Annotated in this window: 18 protein-coding genes; 9 read left to right on the top strand and 9 right to left on the bottom strand. The window is 41.5% G+C overall.

Going from position 1 to position 16522, the window contains the following annotated elements; translation table 11 throughout:
• Nucleotides 1-70: 70 nt before the first annotated feature.
• Nucleotides 71-763: a pseudouridine synthase gene (locus H5232_RS02480; RefSeq protein WP_145239966.1), complete on the bottom strand. Its 693-nt coding sequence runs from the start codon at nt 761-763 to the stop codon at nt 71-73.
• An 85-nt stretch (nt 764-848) separates the two neighbouring features.
• Between H5232_RS02480 and H5232_RS02475 the strand changes: the two genes are divergently transcribed.
• Together H5232_RS02475 and H5232_RS02470 are read left to right on the top strand one after the other, a co-directional pair.
• Nucleotides 849-1154: a DUF6482 family protein gene (locus H5232_RS02475; RefSeq protein ID WP_145239964.1), complete on the top strand. Its 306-nt coding sequence runs from the start codon at nt 849-851 to the stop codon at nt 1152-1154.
• A 46-nt stretch (nt 1155-1200) separates the two neighbouring features.
• Nucleotides 1201-1611 (top strand): N-acetyltransferase, encoded by a 411-nt coding sequence (locus H5232_RS02470; protein ID WP_182717477.1) that lies wholly within the window; start codon nt 1201-1203, stop codon nt 1609-1611.
• On the opposite strand, the gene H5232_RS02465 is transcribed toward H5232_RS02470, so the two are convergent.
• The 8 genes from H5232_RS02465 to H5232_RS02430 all read right to left on the bottom strand — a co-directional run bounded on the left by H5232_RS02465 (nt 1604) and on the right by H5232_RS02430 (nt 7756).
• Nucleotides 1604-1960, bottom strand: a complete 357-nt coding sequence (locus H5232_RS02465) for a HopJ type III effector protein (RefSeq protein ID WP_145239960.1) — start codon at nt 1958-1960, stop codon at nt 1604-1606. The genes H5232_RS02470 and H5232_RS02465 overlap by 8 nt on opposite strands.
• 8 nt (nt 1961-1968) lie before the next feature.
• Nucleotides 1969-3081 carry a retroviral-like aspartic protease family protein gene (locus H5232_RS02460; RefSeq protein WP_145239958.1) on the bottom strand — a complete coding sequence of 371 codons (1113 nt, stop codon included), beginning with the start codon at nt 3079-3081 and terminating at the stop codon, nt 1969-1971.
• Between the two features lie 17 nt (nt 3082-3098).
• On the bottom strand, nt 3099-3812 hold the full coding sequence (locus H5232_RS02455; protein ID WP_149982187.1) for an HAD-IA family hydrolase: 714 nt from the start codon (nt 3810-3812) through the stop codon (nt 3099-3101).
• Between the two features lie 12 nt (nt 3813-3824).
• Nucleotides 3825-4790, bottom strand: a complete 966-nt coding sequence (locus H5232_RS02450; protein ID WP_182783415.1) for a tyrosine recombinase XerC — start codon at nt 4788-4790, stop codon at nt 3825-3827.
• Entirely contained in the window at nt 4787-5419 is a 633-nt protein-coding gene (locus H5232_RS02445; protein WP_182717475.1) for a DUF484 family protein, read from the bottom strand. The genes H5232_RS02450 and H5232_RS02445 overlap by 4 nt, the downstream gene beginning before the upstream one ends.
• Complete coding sequence (dapF, locus tag H5232_RS02440) at nt 5416-6246, bottom strand: diaminopimelate epimerase (RefSeq protein WP_145239950.1); 831 nt, start codon at nt 6244-6246, stop codon at nt 5416-5418. The genes H5232_RS02445 and dapF overlap by 4 nt, the downstream gene beginning before the upstream one ends.
• Nucleotides 6247-6308: 62 nt before the next feature.
• On the bottom strand, nt 6309-7562 hold the full coding sequence (gene lysA / locus H5232_RS02435) for a diaminopimelate decarboxylase (protein WP_149982184.1): 1254 nt from the start codon (nt 7560-7562) through the stop codon (nt 6309-6311).
• Nucleotides 7562-7756: an LPS translocon maturation chaperone LptM gene (locus H5232_RS02430; RefSeq protein ID WP_149982183.1), complete on the bottom strand. Its 195-nt coding sequence runs from the start codon at nt 7754-7756 to the stop codon at nt 7562-7564. Before H5232_RS02430 ends, lysA begins: the two co-directional genes overlap by 1 nt.
• A 148-nt stretch (nt 7757-7904) precedes the next feature.
• On the opposite strand from H5232_RS02430, the gene cyaY reads away from it, so the two are divergent.
• The 7 genes from cyaY to H5232_RS02395 all read left to right on the top strand — a co-directional run bounded on the left by cyaY (nt 7905) and on the right by H5232_RS02395 (nt 16517).
• Nucleotides 7905-8228 (top strand): iron donor protein CyaY, encoded by a 324-nt coding sequence (gene cyaY, locus H5232_RS02425; RefSeq protein ID WP_145239944.1) that lies wholly within the window; start codon nt 7905-7907, stop codon nt 8226-8228.
• Entirely contained in the window at nt 8225-8881 is a 657-nt protein-coding gene (locus H5232_RS02420; protein WP_149982182.1) for an alpha/beta hydrolase, read from the top strand. The genes cyaY and H5232_RS02420 overlap by 4 nt, the downstream gene beginning before the upstream one ends.
• Before the next feature lie 25 nt (nt 8882-8906).
• On the top strand, nt 8907-9812 hold the full coding sequence (locus H5232_RS02415) for a DUF2914 domain-containing protein (protein WP_182767394.1): 906 nt from the start codon (nt 8907-8909) through the stop codon (nt 9810-9812).
• A gap of 62 nt (nt 9813-9874) precedes the next feature.
• Nucleotides 9875-10813 (top strand): hydroxymethylbilane synthase, encoded by a 939-nt coding sequence (gene hemC / locus H5232_RS02410; protein ID WP_149982317.1) that lies wholly within the window; start codon nt 9875-9877, stop codon nt 10811-10813.
• Nucleotides 10814-12679, top strand: coding sequence for a uroporphyrinogen-III C-methyltransferase (locus H5232_RS02405; protein WP_182783413.1), 1866 nt, complete (start codon nt 10814-10816; stop codon nt 12677-12679). It begins immediately after the preceding gene.
• Nucleotides 12676-13785 (top strand): heme biosynthesis HemY N-terminal domain-containing protein, encoded by a 1110-nt coding sequence (locus H5232_RS02400; protein ID WP_182783412.1) that lies wholly within the window; start codon nt 12676-12678, stop codon nt 13783-13785. The genes H5232_RS02405 and H5232_RS02400 overlap by 4 nt, the downstream gene beginning before the upstream one ends.
• 38 nt (nt 13786-13823) lie before the next feature.
• Nucleotides 13824-16517, top strand: coding sequence for a CHASE domain-containing protein (locus H5232_RS02395; RefSeq protein ID WP_182739434.1), 2694 nt, complete (start codon nt 13824-13826; stop codon nt 16515-16517).
• Nucleotides 16518-16522 lie beyond the last annotated feature (5 nt).

Genomic DNA, 16522 nt, shown 5'->3' with positions numbered 1-16522 from the left:
CTACAGGTGTAATCTTTAACTTAAGATTACACCTGTAATCAAACTTTGCAACTATTTTATATAAAAATAATTAGTTTTTTAAAATGTCAGATTTATTTATTTTACGATAGGTATTTTCTGGCAGGCTTAGGGTGGCCAAATTAAGCTCGGCAATTTGTTCTCGGTAAAGGTCAATCACTTTATAGCCACAGTAATGGGCCATTTTTCGGATTTGGCGATTCAGCCCTTGCTTTAAAATAATACTAAATTGGCAGTCGGCTACTTTCTCCACGGTGCATGGCAGTGTGATATGTTTATCAACAGGCACACCATTTGCCATTTTTTGGCTAAAGCCATCATTAAGCGGTTTATCAACAGTGACTAAATAACGTTTTGGCTGGTGGAAGTCAGGATGGATCAGCTGATTACAAAACTCACCATCATTAGTCAGTATTAACAGACCACGAGAATCTTTATCTAGCCTGCCAATGGGGTATACGCGGGTGTCTGTTGGTAGATGGTGAATTAAGCTGCTAGGGTCATGTTGATTGAGTTTACAATCAATTCCTACCGGTTTGTGATAGGCATAATAAACGCGCGTTGCTTTACCTTGTACACGCGTGTTATTGACGCGTATATCGTCGTTATCATCAACGTGATCAATATGATTGGCTGGGCGGTTATTTACGCTCACCACACCTTCATCAATCAGCCGCGAGGCTTGTTTACGAGAACAAACGCCAGCATGGGCAAGGTATTTAGCTAGACGAGTTTTCTCGCTCATAAATTAAGTCGCTTCGGTTTAAATTGATCAAAGTATATCAAAGCAACGTACAGATAACTTAATCCACTGTAAAAAGGGTTTCACCATGGCGATAAAATTATCAGAACTTAAAAACCATCAGCCTTTGCAAAAAGTTATTGTTCACTCATTGGAAATGGCTTTATACCAAGTGTCGGTGATGATCAACAATGTTGAGTATTATGTAACGGATGAGCAAGGGGAGTTTATTCGTGGCTTAAGTCCATTGCATATTCAAAAACGACTCGACCACCTTAGTTATGCGCAAATGGTATTGCGTCATACCAGTGCATACGATGAAATGTGTGGCCAGAGTGAAAAAGTGGGCAGTAATATGCTTGAGGTGCCTTACGGTAAAAATCATTTATATTAACTTGCTAGTCATTTAAACTGACCTTTTAACTTGGTAAAAAGCGACCATGTATCAGTTTGAAAATGATGATTCACAGGTATTAGAACAGTTATTGCGTGAGCAAATAGTTGCTTATAATCAAGCTTACTTTGATGCACAAAGACTGCCATTGGGGTGTAAATTTGTTGATGAAAATCAGCAAGTGGTGGCGGCTGTAGCTGCTCAATTATTTGGTAACTGGTTACAAATAAATTGGCTTTGGTGTGATGAAAAAGCACGCGGTCAAGGCCTAGCTAGTAAGTTACTTAGCGCGATCGAATTAAAGGGTAAGCAGTTAGGTGCGCTGCAAGTTCAGCTTGATACTTTAGATTTTCAAGCTAAACCATTTTATGAACATCGTGGTTATGAAGTTAAATATCAACTCGATAATTATCCTCGCTCTGGCACCCGCTACTTTATGGAAAAATCACTTAGTTAGCTGTTAATGGTTCGCCATCAAAAGTAATGCCCAAGAAGGGGGTTACTTCTGGTGCTAACATAAATGTGCGAATGTTCATGTGATCGTGCTCATTAGGATTGCCAAGTACATCATCACGATAAAACGCGCCAAAGCAATCTAGAGTATTTTGTTTACTTAGTTGGTTTAGTTTAGCAAAAGCAAAAATTTTACATGAGCCATTATTTTCACCAACGGCACTTTTTAAGCCGTGGTTATTGAATGCGCAGGCTGTAAAAGTATAGTTTGCTTCAATCACTGCCATCGTATCGGCAAATGCAATAGTGTGTGGCTCATTAGCCAGACGGCTTAAAAAATCGTTGAGTGTCATAGTCATCCTTATTTAGCTAACTCTAGCTGATTAGTTTGTTGATTAATATTAAATTTAAACAACTGTAAAAAATTCATGCCGAGTAATCCATACCCACTATGGTTATCAATTACTAACACTTCAAAGTTTTCAATATATTGCTGGCCAATTAAAATTGAATCAAGTTGGTAACGTTTTGCGATTACTTGGCCGTTGGCGGTATTGATGCTTAAGCTATCAATATAGTCGGGTATTGGCCGTAATGCTTGAAATACGTTATTTGGTAATACGGTAAAGCTTGCCCCGGTATCTATCATTAGTTGGGTGTTGAGCGCATCGTTGATTTGCATATCTAATAAATAGTGTGCGCCGTATGGACGTAATGGCACCAGATCAATACCGCTTTGCGCTTGTGCTATGCGTGTTTGTAATTCAGCAACTTTCGCTTGTAATGGATGCTCCAAAGGAAAGCGATCTAATGTTGCTTGCGCGCTTAGCAGGTCACCGAGATGGTAATACGCATTAGCGAGTGCGAATAAGTAATTAGGATTTTCGTTATCATAATCAAGCCACACTAAGGTTTGATTAATGGTTTTTTGCCACGCGTGCTGCTCTGTAAGCGTTTTTATTTGTGCCATGGTCAATTGTATTAAACGCATATTAATGGCTGCTTGCTGGCTTTCATTGGCAAGTGATTGCAATGATAATAACGCAACAATAGCTTGGTGTAGCTGCTGGTTTTTCACTAAACGTTCGGCATCAAGCTGTAACATATTTATATCGTATGGATAGCTATTTAAAAATAATTGCAAAAAAGTCTCAGCAACTGTGAGCTCATTATTTTTTAACCAGTTATCGAGTTTATCTAACCATAAAAAGTAAAGTTGTTCAGCTTGTAATGGCTGGCTTGTAGTTAATGCTTGGTAGCTGGCTAAGGCAGCCGTAAACTGTCGCTGATTAAATTGCTGTAGAGCTTGCTGATAGAGTGATTGCTGATTGTTTTCAACGATAACTGATGGCGACAATTTAACGGCTGCTTGTGGGGCTGTTGCTTGCTGTTGTGGCCACAATAAATAGCCATTAAGTGCCACTGATAGCAGTAGCAGCAGCGTGATAAATTTAGTAACAGCAGTCCCTTTCATTGCTCGCTCCTAGAATATTATGGCTGGCTTAAAAAGTGTTTAAGCGCTTGAATATCAGTTATTTCAATATCGGCTAAGCCTTTGTAGGCATATTTAGCTGGTTGGTCATTTAACCAAAGTGACTGACAACCCGCATTATGCGCACCTTGTACATCGGTGTCTAAACTATCACCAATGTGCAAAATGTGCTGGGTTGGGACGCCAAGCGCGGCGGCGGCCTGTTCAAACATCGTGGTATGAGGTTTAGCTTTACCGTGAATACCTGCTTGTAAAACCAGTTCAAATACACCATTTAAGTTAAAACGTTCAATTTCTACATTACCATTGGTAATAGCAATTAAGCGATAGCGTTTACTCAGTTGTGAAAGTAAATCGAGCACTTTATCATCCACTACAATTTGGCTGCGGGCATCAGCAAATGCTTGATAAGCATTATTAGCATGGTGTTCGAGCTCTGCGTTTTGATAACCAAGCTTTGCCAGTGCTGTACGCAGAGTGCTTTTGCGCCACTGCGTAACATTGTCGACTAACTCGGGGTTATCAAGTAGCGCCTGCTCACGGCATTGTTGCCAATAGTCTTTACCTTGTGCTTGCCAGTTTGGCAATGCATTTAGATAATTTATCTGTGCTTGAACGGCTGCTGTAATTATCGGATGGTTATTGTATAAGGTGTCGTCTAAGTCAAAACTCAATACGGTAAAAGGTGAAATGGCACGATTAAAGCGGATCATATAAGCTCCTGGCTAGTCGGTATTTGAACGTTTTTTAGCGCGAGGGTGCGTGTTGTCATACACTTTAGCTAAATGCTGAAAATCTAAATGGGTATACACTTGGGTGGCCGATAAACTGCTGTGACCCAATAACTCTTGTACTGCTCGCAAGTCACCCGATGATTCTAAAATATGTGATGCAAATGAATGGCGTAATTTATGTGGGTGTACTTGGCTGCTAATACCTTGTTTTATTCCCCACTCTTGCATGCGAAGCCGAACGTGACGTGCTGAAATACGGCACTTTTTGCTACTGACAAATACTGCAATTTCTTCTGGATGAGCAAATTGAGGGCGTAGTTTAAGCCATTTATTTAATGATTCTAGCGCCTTGCCTCCCACTGGTAACAGGCGTTCTTTGTTGCCCTTACCGCGGACTAATATTTCCCCCGCACTGCGATTTATATCTTGTATATTGGCACCAACTAACTCACTAATTCGTAAGCCAGACGAATACATCAGCTCCATCATCGCCTGATCGCGAACTGCAAGAGGATCATCATCGTGAATATCAAGTAACCGTGCCATTTGGTCTACATCAAGGTTTTTAGGCAGGGGTTTGGCAAACTTGGGGCCTTTGATTGCTTCTGCCGGATTATGATAATGGTTTTGTTGACAGTTATCTTTGGTCTTTAAAAACTTATACAAACTGCGAATGCAGCTGAGCTTTAAACTAATCGTACGGCCACTTAGTTGCTTGCTTCTAAGCTGCATGCTGTAACGGCGTATATGCTCACCCTGTACGCTTGACCAATCATTACACAGTTTGCTGAAATACAATGCAGCGAAGTTAAGTTGGCTGGTGTACTGGCTGATAGTGTGTGGTGAGTATTGTCTTTCGAAGCGCAGATAATCACTAAATAATAGGATTGGCGTGCGCCACTTATCGCTTAGTTTGTCACATAATTGCTCAACATTTGGCGGCTGCTGCTCGCTCATGCCTGCTCTAGTTCCAATTCCAACAGTCTAAGTTGCAGTGAGCGAACAAACTCAAGTACAAATAAACTATCTTTTGCCGGTTCGAAGTGGTTTGCATCATCACTGCCAAAGGCCAAAATAGCGATAGGGTGCTGACTGTTACCAATTAAATAGAGCGCAGTTGATTGTGTAGCAGGGCTGAACAGTAAATCTCGCTCTTGCTGATTTACGCGACCCAGATAAACGCCATTATGCTCTAAGCGGTGTTCAATTAGTTGCGCAAACTTTTTATCATACTTAAGCAAGTGGCATTCATTAATCGCCGGATTAGTACAAATAATATTGCGTAAGTTTATTGCTAAAGTTTTAAAGTCGTAGTTAGTCCAAAGCTGGCGATGACACTCGCTGAACAAGCTATAAATTAGCTCATTTTCTTTTGCGTGCTTAATTAAGCTGTCAATTTTGCTTTTCAACATGGTGTTGTGTTCACGCAATTGACGCTGTTGGATGTGCACCAATGAGGTTGCGCCTTGTACTTGCTGCAGCTCAAGTTGGGCTAATAGTGCTGGATTTTGAGCTAAAAACAATGGGTTTTGTTGTAAAAACTCACTCACTTGCTCACTAGTTACTTGGTCGTTTGAGTTACTCATAAAGCGACCTGCCCATCAAATACATGCTCTGCAGGGCCGGTCATTCGCACTGGATGGCCTTCACCTTGCCAGCGAATTTGCAAACTACCGCCCGGTAAATCGACCTGTACTGTAGTGGATAATTTACTTTGAATTTGGCCAATTACCATTGCTGCACATGCGCCTGTACCGCAGGCGAGCGTTTCGTTAACGCCACGTTCCCAAACTCGCAATTTAATATGCTCAGAATTAATCACTTGCATAAACCCCACGTTAACGCGCTGTGGAAAACGTTCATGATTTTCAAGTAGCGGGCCTAAAGTGCTGACGTCAGCTGTCTCTATATCATCAACTTCAAGTACACAATGTGGGTTACCCATTGATACTGCACCACTAAATACGGTGTGTTCTTCTGCTCGAATAATATAAGTCAGTTCACGCTTAGTCGCTTTGAGTGGAATTTTGCTCGGTTCGAAATTAGGGTGACCCATGTTGACGGTGACTTGGCCATCTTTTTCTATGTATAAGGTTAAATTACCTGATTTGGTAGATACGGTGACTTTATGTTTATTAGTAAGGCCTTTCATCCGTACAAAACGGGCAAAACACCGAGCACCATTGCCGCATTGTTCTACTTCGTTACCGTCAGCATTAAAAATACGATAATGGAAATCAAGATCGGGAGAATAAGGCGCTTCAACCATTAATAGTTGGTCAAAGCCGATGCCGAAATGGCGATCTGCCAGTTTTTTTATTTGGTCTCGTGACAAGAAAACGTTTTGTGTAATGTTATCAATTACAACAAAATCGTTGCCTAGGCCGTGCATTTTGGAAAAATTAACTAACATAGCGCTCTAATTCGGGTTGCTCTGCGCTAATCATGCCACAGAGCAGCCTCGTTACAAAAAGTTTATGGTAAAATTTTCTCGCCTTGCCATAGACTTTCCAGAGTTTCACGCGCGCGGATCAAATGACTCTGCTCGCCATCGACCATGATCTCTGCCACACGTGGCCGTGAGTTATAATTTGAGCTCATGGTAAAGCCGTAGGCACCAGCGCTGCGCTGGGCAAGTAAATCACCTTGTTGTAAGGCTAACAGGCGATCTTTACCTAAAAAGTCACCGGTTTCACACACCGGACCGACAATATCAAAGTTGTATGTGGGTGTGTCGTCATTACGAGGCGTTACCGGCACAATTTTTTGCCATGCTTGATATAAAGCAGGGCGCAACATATCGTTCATACCGGCATCAACGATTGCAAAAAACTTATCTTGGTTTTGTTTTATAAACTCAACTTTTGTAACCAAAATACCCGCATTGGCAGCAATCGCACGGCCCGGTTCAAAAATAAGCTCTAAGTGTTGATAATCAGTTAAACGATCGGTGATATGTGCCACATATTCACTTGGATGCGGTGGCGCTTCGCCATTGTATGGTACGCCTAAACCGCCGCCAATATCTAAGTGGCTGAGTTCAATACCGTTGGCTTTTAAATCGTCAATTAGAGCCAGTACTTTGTCTAGTGCTTCGAGAAATGGTTTGATTTCAGTCAGCTGTGAGCCAATGTGACAATCAACCCCGGTGATTTTTAGGCCAGGCAATGACGCAGCATACTGATAAACACTTGTTGCAGTAAGAATATCGATACCGAATTTATTTTCTTTTAAACCCGTTGAAATATACGGATGGGTTTTCGCATCGATATCAGGGTTTACACGAATTGAAATTGGCGCGACTAAATTAAGTTCGCTGGCAACGTGTGAAATACGATCTAGCTCTGAGACAGACTCAACATTAAAACATTTAATCCCGAGCTTGAGTGCGTAGGCAATTTCGTCAGCTGTTTTGGCAACCCCTGAAAAAACCACTTTACTAGCGTCGCCTCCGGCCGCAATGACGCGGGCAAGCTCACCTTTAGAAACAATATCAAAACCTGAGCCCAAACGTGCCAGCACATTTAAAACAGCAATGTTTGAATTGGCTTTTACAGCATAGCAAACTAAGTTTTTATGATTGGTCGCGGCCTGTGCAAAGGCAAGGTAATGACGCTCAAAGGTTTTGCGAGAATATATATAACAAGGCGTACCGTATTGTGCGGCGAGCTCCTTGACAGCGATGTCTTCAGCATGCAGCTGATTATTTTTATAGTCAAAAAAGTCCATTATTGGTCCTGTTTCGATTCAGTTGTTGATGACTGTGTTTGCGTAACTGGAGTTGTTACTTGTTGTGGTTTATTTGGCTCGGCTTTATCTTCTGGCAAATACAGTGGCCCGCTTTGTCCGCAGCCAGCTAAAGTGATGAGTAGTACACCAAGTGGGGAAAGTCGTTTTAATTGTTTAAGATGCATCTCTTTCATTAGATTAATCGTGTTGCTGGCTTTATAATCGCAGATTAACAGAATATCTAAAAAATGCAGCTATTCGCGGATGAATTTATTCCTGTTACACTAGCTGCATGCAATTCGTACCGAATATCTGGCTAAATGCCCGTAAAAGGAAATAATAATGACTGATCATGAATACCACCAATTAGCCGAAGCTCTTATGTTTACCATTGAAGAACAAGTGGATGACTGTGAAGCTGACTTAGACTATGAATCTGCACAAGGTATTTTGGAGATTATTTTTGCTGATCGCAGTAAAATTGTGATTAATAAGCAAGCTCCTTTGCATCAAGTATGGGTTGCGACTAAGTTTAATGGTCACCATTTTGAATTGCGTGGCGATAAGTGGATTGATAATCGCTCGGGCGCAGAATTTTGGCAGTTTATGAATGAAGCAACAACGCGTCAAGCTGGCCAAACGGTAGAATGGCAATCAGCACTATGAGTTTAGAGTTTGTAGAATACGCGGCAAAAGGCCAGCATCAAGCAACGATTATTTGGTTACATGGTTTAGGCGATTCAGGCGATGGATTTTTACCTGTCGCATCGCAACTTGCATTGCCTGATGAATTAGGTGTGCGGTTTGTGTTCCCGCATGCTCCGGTACAACCGGTCACCATAAATGGTGGTATGGCAATGCGTTCTTGGTATGATATTAAATCTATGGATCTAGACAAGCGTGCTGATGAAACTGGGGTACGCGAATCAGCGGCGAAGGTTGAGCAGTTGATTGAGCAAGAGCTTGGTAAAGGTATTCCTGCAGATAAAATAATATTGGCTGGTTTTTCTCAAGGTGGCGTTATTGCGCTACATTTAGCACCGCGTTTAACTCAGAAACTGGCAGGTGTAATGGCGCTTTCGACTTATATGTGCGTGCCAGATAAGTTAACGGCTGAAGCTAAACATACAGATTTGTCGGTATTTATGGCTCATGGTAGCCAAGATCAAGTAGTACCTTATGATGCAGGTCGTCATGCGTTTGACATACTTACAACGCATAACATGGATGTAAGTTGGCAAGATTACCCAATGGGCCATCAGCTCTGCGGGGAAGAACTAATGGCTATTCGCCACTGGTTGATCGCGCGCTTAAGTTAAATAGTGTTGAGTAGCCGAGGCTAAAATGAAACAAAAAATAGTGATCACTGCAAGTATGAGTCGAGAGGCTGCACCTATCGCGCCTGAGGTAACCTATCAATGGCATTGGCAGCGCATTGTTACCGTTACGCTACTGATGATATTTGCGTTAGTTATTTTTACTTATAGCCTGTTGAGCTCCGTTAATGCTGAGCAAAATGATCAACAACAACCCCTTGATAGCCCCGCCGAGTCTGTTGCACAGACAAGCGAAGAAGACGCGCCTTTAGCATCTTCAACAACGGTAGCAGACAATACAGAGTTTGAGGTAATCAGCGAAGCGTCGACGCTCACTGATATTAATGCTGATGATGGTAATGATGCTAGTGTAGTGGATGATAAAAGTGAATCGCTAGAAATGGCGATGATAACTGATAGCCCAGAGCAGCAAATTGTTGATAGTAATCAGCCCGAACAAAGCCAAGCACTTGCAGCTAATACTATTGTTGCTACAAATACCAATAATGAGCCAGTAGAGAGTGACGTTAGTGCGGAGCAACCAGATAGTTTTGCTACATCCGCACATATTGCCAGCGTTGCTCTTGGTGCAAAAATTGATACCGACAAAGTAAGCCGCGCAGTATTGACCCGTGAAGTGGTTGATCGTGAACCCGTTAATGTTTTTAAAGCGGATGTGCGTTTAAATGAATTTACTGAAACAATGGCATTTTTTAGTGAGCTTAAAAATATGCAAGGGCAGACGGTCAAGCATGTTTGGCGCTATGAAAATGAAGTGCTAGATAGTATTGAGCTTGGTGTAACGTCTCCTCGGTATCGCACTTACTCTAATAAAACTATTTTACCTGAACAAGTTGGCAACTGGCGTGTTGATGTTGTTGACGAACAGGGCCATTTATTGGCACAAAAAGAATTTCGCATTTTAGCTGAGTAAGTGTTTATTCACCTTTAGGCTCAGCAAAGAAAATTAATTGGACTCCTTTTATGACTGAAAACGTGACAAAAAAACCTCAACTTATTCGTATCGCTACGCGTAAAAGTGCATTAGCACTGTGGCAGGCTGAATTTGTAAAGGCACAGCTAGAGCATTTCCATGCCGGCATTACTGTTGAGCTAGTACCAATGTCGACGCAAGGAGATATTATTCTTGATACACCACTTGCAAAAATCGGTGGCAAAGGACTATTTGTTAAAGAGCTTGAGCAGGCCATGTTAGATGGCCGTGCAGATATCGCTGTGCATTCAATGAAAGATGTACCTGTTGATTTTCCTGAAGGGTTAGCACTGCATACAATTTGTGAACGTGAAGATCCACGCGATGCATTTGTGTCAAATACCTTTGCCAACATTGCACAGCTACCACAAGGTGCTATTGTTGGTACATCGAGTTTGCGTCGTCAGTGTCAAATTCGTGAACTGCGTCCTGATTTAGAAATTCGTGATTTACGCGGTAACGTCAATACTCGCCTAGCTAAGCTTGATGATGGCCAATATGATGCGATTATTTTAGCTGCTGCTGGCTTAATTCGTTTACAGATGCATGACCGTATTAAAGCATTTATTGAACCAGAAGAATCGTTACCAGCGAATGGTCAGGGCGCTGTAGGTATTGAATGCCGTATTGATGACGAGGTTACCCAAGCGTTACTTGCACCACTTGAGCATAACGAGACACGTATTCGTGTTAATGCCGAACGTGCAATGAATCGCCGTTTAGAAGGTGGTTGCCAAGTACCAATTGGCGCTTATGCTTTAGTTGATGGCGAGCAAGTACATTTACGTGGTTTAGTGGGCGCAATTGATGGCAGCGAAATTTTACGCGCTGAGATCAGTGGTAAAGCAATTGATGCTGAACAGCTTGGTGTGCAACTGGCTGAACAGTTACTTGCTTTAGGCGCAGATAAAATTTTAGCTGAAGTATATAGAGACGCATAAATGTCACAGATCCTGATAACTCGCCCACATGGAAAAGGCGCCGACCTTGCAGAGCAACTGTCGCAAGGGGGTTATCAGGCGACTTTATTTCCGGTTTTGAAAATTGATTACTTAACCCCAGATAATACTCAACTGACCCCTTTACTGAATGCAGATAAAATTATTTTTATCTCCCAAGATGCTGTCAAAGCATTGTTGGCACTTAAACCCGATATCAATACTAAAGCGCAATTTTATGCCGTAGGTGAACAAACGGCAGAGGCCATTTGGCAGGCATTCGGCGTACGAGCAGCCGTGCCTAAACTGCATGATTCTGAAGGATTACTGGCTTTAAAATCATTACAGCAAGTTGATGGTCTAAATATAGTGTTGGTTAAAGGTAAAGATGGCCGAGCAACGATTGCAAAAAACTTAAAGCAACGTGGGGCATTTTTAAATAATTTAGTGGTTTATCAACGAGGCCCTGTAGAAGGTAATGCAACTGACTGGCTAGACCACTGGCAAAGCCTTGATGTTAAAGGTATAGTCATAACAAGTAATGCGGCAGTTGATGCGATTTTTCGTGAATTGGGCGCAAAACAATTAGAGTGGATCAGACAGTGCCAGTTTTATGTTGCCAGTGCTCGCATTAGTGAATACCTTGCGGCGCAACAGATTGACTCGGCAAATATACACATTGCTGCAGGTGCAAGCGATAGCGCTATGTTTACTTGTATTAGCGAAGGTAACATTATGAGTGAAGATACAAAGCCAACATCACAGCTTGCTGACCCTAAAGCAACGCCAAGCAGTTCAACCAAGGCGAATGCTAAGGTTGCAGACTCTGCTTCGGCAACAAAAAAAGACTTTGCTATGAAACAAGAAACGAACCAAAAAAACAAACAAAAAATAAGTAAAACTGGCAGCTTAGCATTACTTATCTCGTTGATTGTGGCCTCTGGTGTTGGTTTTCAGTTTTACCAAAAACTTCATACACAACAGCAAGCAAATCTGTTAGTTAATCAGTTATCAGCTGACAACCAATTACTCGGTAAAGAGCTGCAAGCAGTGAAAGTTGCGCAGCAAACCTTGCAACAAGCGCTGTTTAATAGTGAGCAAAAAGTTGCTGCTAGCTTAGCTGAAAATGCAGATAACACGGCAAAACAATTAGCAGCCGCCTTGCAGCGTGCAGAGCAACAAACATATAGTCTTAATCCACAAGAGGTGACTAGTTTGCAGCGTATGGCTGAGTTTAAACTGTGGGCTGAGCATGATTATAATGGAGCGGCGGCAGTATTAACTCGATTAGATACGTTATTAGCAGAGCATCCAGGAACTGGCGCTATTCGCCAAGCAATTTATCAAGATTTGCAAGCGCTTAGCACTGTTGAGCCGGTTGCAATAGAAGCAATTTATTTAAAGCTGCACGGTGTACTTGGGCAAGTAGATAAGCTCGTTTTCAATGCGGTGGCATTACCACAAGAAGTAGATCAAAAAGAGCAACATGTATTGAGCGAAAACGTTAGTGATTGGCAGCAAAATTTAGCTAATTCGTGGCAGCAATTTAAAGATAACTTTATTAAAATTCGCCAACGTGAAGATATCGCTATTGAACCTTTATTGACAGAGTACGAGCGTCATTTGATCCAACAGCGATTAAGTTTATATTTATCGCAAGCTCAAGATGCGCTTTTGACTAAACAAGCCAGTATTTATTTTACTGCTCTGAGTCAAGCCGAAGTATTAGTAAAAGATTATTTCCAACATGATGAAGCACTAACTAAAAGTACGCTTAAAGCGCTGCAGGAGTTGAGCAAAGAGCAGTTAAACTTTAGTCCAGCTATCACTTTGCAAAGTACTGAGCAGATCAAGGAGTGGGCAAAATGATCCGCTTAATATTGGTTATTTTAGCAGTTGCTGTATTACTTGCTTTATCGCCTATGTTAATAGGTGAAGTGGGTTATGTATTAATTTCGTTTAATAAAACTACTATTGAAGGGTCTATCGTTGCTTTTTGCGCGACCATTTTGGTTATCGCGCTGGGTTTGTATTTAACTTATAAGCTTATTAGTTATATTTTGTCTTTATACAGCAATACTCGCCATCGTTTTTTTGCCCGTAGTGAGGAGCGTAAACAAGCGGCGATTGAACAAGCTGTATGGAGTCTGATCAGTGGTGATAGCGAACAGCTAGAACTGGCATTGGGGAACAATAGCGTGGCTGATAATTGGCAAGATGTGCGCTATGCGTTATTAGCTAAAGCGGCTTTACAAAATAATGACACAAGCAAAGCGATTGGATTACTTGACCAAATTTCACCAGAAAACCAACTAAAAGCGGCTAAACTCTGGTTAGCCAGTGGTGATTGCAGCACAGTAAGCAGTGAATTAAAAGCGTTAGCGGAAGCTAAAAAAGCCACCGCGCTGGAGCTGAAATTGTATGCCGAAGTACTTGTGCAACAGCAAAAATGGACTGCGCTTGAGCAGTTTATGCCGCGTTTACTAAGTAAAAAAGCGTTAACAGATAGCCAATGGTCGATATTATTAACCACCTACTTTATGGCACAGCCAGAATCGCAATTAACCGATAAGTATCAGCAACTATCTAAAAACGTAAAAGTAAAAGCGCATAGCTGTTACTTAGCTGCGATGGCAAAAGCTGGGCGTTTAAATGAGATTGAATTAAGTTTACTTAAAATGCTGAAAAAACCAGAGCAGCATATTGAGCTTGCACATATATTAAAAGTGTCCGCCCCTGGAGACGCATTAAAGTTACAGGCGAGTTTACAAGATACTTTAAAAAAAGAGCCGGATAATCAAGCATTGTTACTGGCACTTGCATGCTTAGCTAATGCTCATGGTGAGTATGAGCTTGCTGCTCGGGTGTTCGATAAAGCGTTAAACACAGAGAACAGCAAAGAATATTTAGTACAAGCACAGCTTAGTTATAGTAAAAGCGCACAACCCCAAAAAGCACTCGACCTTTATTTGTAATTACAGTTAGTTGAGGCCTGAATAGGAGCGCCAGAGCATTGCAAAATATATTTACTCTGACGTTTGGTTTAACTTTTGCTTATTTTATTACTGGGTTTTTCAGTAATTCGCTGCTCGCTATTGATGGTTATGCTGTGGCTTCGTGGCCACCATCAGGCATTGCCCTTGCAGGGTTTTTATTGTGCGGGCGACGCGCCTTAGTTGGGGTTTTGCTCGGTGCTTTACTCACCAATATGATTCATCTCGATCGTGTTGCTGATATTCTGCATTGGCAGGTTTTCTTACAAGCTTTAGCTGTATCTTTTGCAGCCGTTTTGCAGGCCTGGGTAGGCTGCTATTGCATCGTTAAAATAATTAAAGCTCCGCTAGACTTATCCTCTTTAAAACACAGTGTACAAAGCTTGATCATTGCAGGGCCTGCTTGCTGTGTGATTGCTGCAGCGATAGGCACTAGCTTATTGGTGTCCAATAATATAATACCGGTACATACCGCTTTTGATAACTTTGTGGCGTGGTGGATTGGCGACAGTATTGGGGTGTTAATTTTTACACCGTTAATATTGGCGGCTTTTAATTACGAGCAGATGCGCCATCGCTTACAAGTAATTTTACCTTCAATCCTTATTTATGTCGTTATAAGTATTAGCTTTTATGCTGCGGCAAGTGTGAAAAAAGACAAAGATATTCAAAAGCAAGAAGCAAAAGTAGCTGAAGTGCGGTTGGAAATAAATCATAAATTAGATGAGGTATCGGCGCATTTAGCTCTGCTTTCTACTTTTTTTGCCAGTAGTGATGAAGTCAGTTACGCTGAATTTAAGCGTTTTACTACAACTCAACTTAATTACAGCAATGAAGTACTTGCCCTAGAATGGGTGCCAAATGTACCTTTATCAACGGTTGCTCAATACCAACAACAAATTCGTCTAGAAGGCTTTAATGAATTTTATATAAAAGAGCAATCACCCCAGCAACAATGGCAGAGTGTGACGAAACGGGACAGTTATTACCCTGTACAGTATGTACATCCGATGTTGGGTAATGAAGGGGTAGTAGGTTTTGATTTAGCCTCAAATGCGCAAATCCGTGATGTGATGATGATGTCAAAAGCATTGAATGAGTTGATTATTAGCGAGCCGATGAAGCTTGTACAAAGCAACAATGATGATACTGGGGTATTATTTTTCTTTCCGGTTTTTGGTGACTTAGATATGCAAGGTGATTTTAGGGGCTTTGTGGTTGGCGTTATTAACTTAGCGCGCTTGGCTGATACTTTGCAGTTTAATCATCGCAGTCAAATAAGTATGCACTTCTACGATGTGACTGATGCGCAGCAGCGACAACTAATCTACCGCGCATCTCGCACTGATAGCGAACTGCTGAGTGAATACCAGTTAGTTATCGGGCAGCGAATTTGGCAAGTTCAGTTATTTGAACCAACAACACAAACGTCATGGATAATGTACTGGTTTGCACAAATATTAGGGATGTTATTTGTTTGGTTACTGATCACTTTTTTAATCTCAGTGACCGGCACCAATATTCAGGTGCGCGAGCAAGTTGCTCAACAAACACGAGTGTTGCGTCAAGAAAAACAAAAAGCAGATGAAGCAAGTCAAATCAAAAGCCAGTTTTTAGCGAATATGAGTCACGAAGTACGTACTCCGATCAATGGCATTAAAGGTCTGCATTATTTAGCGTTGCAGCAGCAAGATTGGCAACAAGCCCGCCATTATATTGAACAAGCTGATGGTGCGCTGAGTGTGTTGCTGCGAGTATTAAATGATGTACTCGATTTCTCTAAAATGGAAGCTGGCAAACTCGATTTAATACAAGAGCCTATCGAGTTAAATCAGCTTATTGATGAATTAGTTAATTTGGTGCAATTCGACGTTGACATTAAGTCGCTGAAATTAATATTAGAACTAGATAACAGCGCAGATCTACAGCTAGATAGCGACCCAATACGTTTAAAGCAGGTCTTGCTAAATTTATTAAATAATGCGATTAAGTTTACCGCTACAGGCACAATCACACTCAAAGTATGGCAGCAGCAAGACGTCACTTACTTTAGTGTCAGTGATACTGGTATTGGTATTAGCCAAGTAGCTCAACAGCAACTTTTTCAACCATTTGCACAAGCCGATAGCTCTACCTCGCGACAGTTCGGCGGTACAGGTTTGGGGTTAAGTATTTGCAAAAAGTTGGTTGAATTGATGGGAGGAAATATTAGTTTAGTAAGTGAGGAAGGACAAGGTTCAACTTTCACTTTTACCTTACCACGTATCTCGCCTCTCACTAAAGCCGAGCAATTAGAGCCTCTCTTTGCTGAGATTGACACGAGTACTTTATCGCTTGCTGAATTTAAGATCCTATTGGTGGAAGATAATCCGCTAAACCAACATGTTGCTACCGCTATATTAAAAACCAAAGGGTGTATTGCTGATGTTGCCAGTGACGGTTTTGAAGCCATTGAGAAGGTCTCTGAAACCCGTTATGATTTAGTGCTTATGGATATTCAAATGCCTAATATGGATGGTTTGCAAGCCACTAAAGTGATTCGTGATGAGCTATTTATACATCAGCTTCCTATTATTGCTCTGTCAGCAAATGCTCATGATGATGATGTTAAAAAAGCTCTCGCAGCTGGTATGGATGGCTATTTAACAAAACCAATCGATGCCGAAAAGCTATTTAAAACCATATGGCATTACCTACAACAGAGTACTGATTAATTTTT

Origin of the sequence: Pseudoalteromonas sp. SG41-5 (assembly GCF_014164495.1) — a bacterium.
GTDB lineage: Bacteria > Pseudomonadota > Gammaproteobacteria > Enterobacterales > Alteromonadaceae > Pseudoalteromonas > Pseudoalteromonas rhizosphaerae.
Note: the sequence above shows the minus strand (reverse complement) of the source record. Positions and strands in the feature narration are given on the sequence as shown.